This is a genomic window from Enterococcus sp. HMSC076E04 (assembly GCF_001814285.1).
Classification (GTDB): domain Bacteria; phylum Bacillota; class Bacilli; order Lactobacillales; family Enterococcaceae; genus Enterococcus_B; species Enterococcus_B lactis.
Window position 1 is genome coordinate 1 of the sequence record NZ_KV815618.1, and the last position, 1,796, is coordinate 1,796.

Annotated in this window: 1 protein-coding gene and 2 pseudogenes; all 3 read right to left on the reverse strand. The window is 36.6% G+C overall.

The annotated features are described in order from the left end of the window. Nucleotides 1-32: 32 nt before the first annotated feature. Nucleotides 33-956 (reverse strand): annotated as a pseudogene (locus HMPREF2961_RS10235) (N-acetylmuramoyl-L-alanine amidase); the annotation flags it as partial. 10 nt (nt 957-966) lie between these two features. Further along, on the reverse strand, nt 967-1,164 hold the full coding sequence (locus HMPREF2961_RS10240) for a phage holin (protein ID WP_002334690.1): 198 nt from the start codon (nt 1,162-1,164) through the stop codon (nt 967-969). Between the two features lie 305 nt (nt 1,165-1,469). Then, nucleotides 1,470-1,796 (reverse strand): annotated as a pseudogene (locus HMPREF2961_RS10245) (Rha family transcriptional regulator); the annotation flags it as partial.

Consider the following 1,796-nt stretch of genomic DNA (forward strand, 5'->3'; position numbering starts at 1 on the left):
TATAAAATTTGTCAAAAAAACTGTTGCCATTCCACTTTCTTATTAGGAAAATTACGCATGTTGAACGATACATGATAACCAACGTTTCCATAAGTACTATAAGATTGGTTTACATCTGGACGTGAAACGCCATTAGCATTTACTCGTGCTAGTTCTTTCCCAGTATTGTAATCCATGATGAAGATATACTCATATTGGTAGTCAGCAATATGCCATCCAGCCACATGCAAGTTTGCGTTTTCGATTTCTCCGAACTGATCAATGTGGGCGTAATTTGTTCCATCTGTCAGCGTAGGATTTGCAGCACCTGCTCTAGTTGGATCAATGACTGGTTTATCATCTGAAGTTGTCGGATTTTCATCGGTAAATCCATGAGCTAAATCATAGGCTAGTTTTTCTTTACTTACGCCCATTTCAGAAAGATAACCGTAAGGATCTGTATGATCACCCCAAACATAATTTGTTACCCACAAATGAGAAATGATTCCTTTTGTAAATAAAGAAGTTCCTTGATCAAGAGTCGATGGAATTCCATATTTTTTTGCACTATCTCTTGTATATTCAATGTAAGCTCGATAGTTTTTCTCAAACAATGCTTTATCATATGTGTGCTGTAATTCAATCTGTACAGGCGCATAAGGGTTGGCGTTACCAGCACCCCACGAAACATATCCTTGCTCACCCACACGGTAAACAATCCCACCGTCACCAATAACATCTGTAGTATAAGGATTACTTCCGTTATAATTATTTTTCATGTTGGCGGCTACGTTTCTTGCAGGTGCATCTATCCCAGTTTCATGTAAAATAATTTTGTTTGGGATTGCTAATCTTGAATCCCCTTGATTTGGAGCTAGATTATATTCATCGTTGATCGTATAGGCGAACCCATTAATTGGCAATAAAAAAAGAGCCGTTAATAGGCTCATCGCAGTAATAGTAATTTTCTTTTTCATTTGTTTCCTCCTATTTTTTCAAATTATAAGCCGACACACCAGTGATAACGCCTAAAAATGTTGCTACTGCATTGATAGTGAGTACTGTCATATCTGTTCCATTCCATCCATACGCTTTCCCTAACATGGCTACTAAAGCAGATGCAGCTGGTAATACTGTTAAAACCGTCCATTTAATGACTTGATAATACTTATCGGGTAAAATCATTCACTCACCCCCTCTCACATCTTGAATATCATGCTCAACTACTTTCATTCGGCCTTCTAATTGATAGGTTCTTTCTACCAAATTATTATGTTTTTCAACTTTTTTCTCTAGTTGATCAATTCGATAAATTGTCAATTTATTAGAGATAACAATTCCTGAAAAAGTTCCCACCAATGAACCAGCTAAGCTAAAAATTGAAATGACCGCATCTATAGCGTCTACTCTTTCGTTCGTTTCTTCGTTTGCAGCTAAAGCTAACATAGCCATTTCTCTATGTGTCGTTGGAATAGCGATCATTCGTTCTTTGATTGATTTTTCCATTTCATTGAAAGCTTCAATAAATTTTAGTTTGAAACTTATTGCTTTACTTCCAGTAAATCCCATAGCTAGCAAGGAAAATCCGTCTCTATTCATGAAATAAACTCTCCGACTTCTTCCGTATGAGTCCGGCTCGTTCCCTTCCATAAACATCTGCTCAAAATCGAGCACATCTTTAACATTGGCCGAATTTTCGAGCGATCTTTTTATTGATTCAATTGCTTCTAGCACATGCTTATGTTTCTTTTCGAAACTTTCTGCCACTTGCAAGCTCGTAGTTACAGCTTCTTTATTTTTCAAAATTACTAATTCTT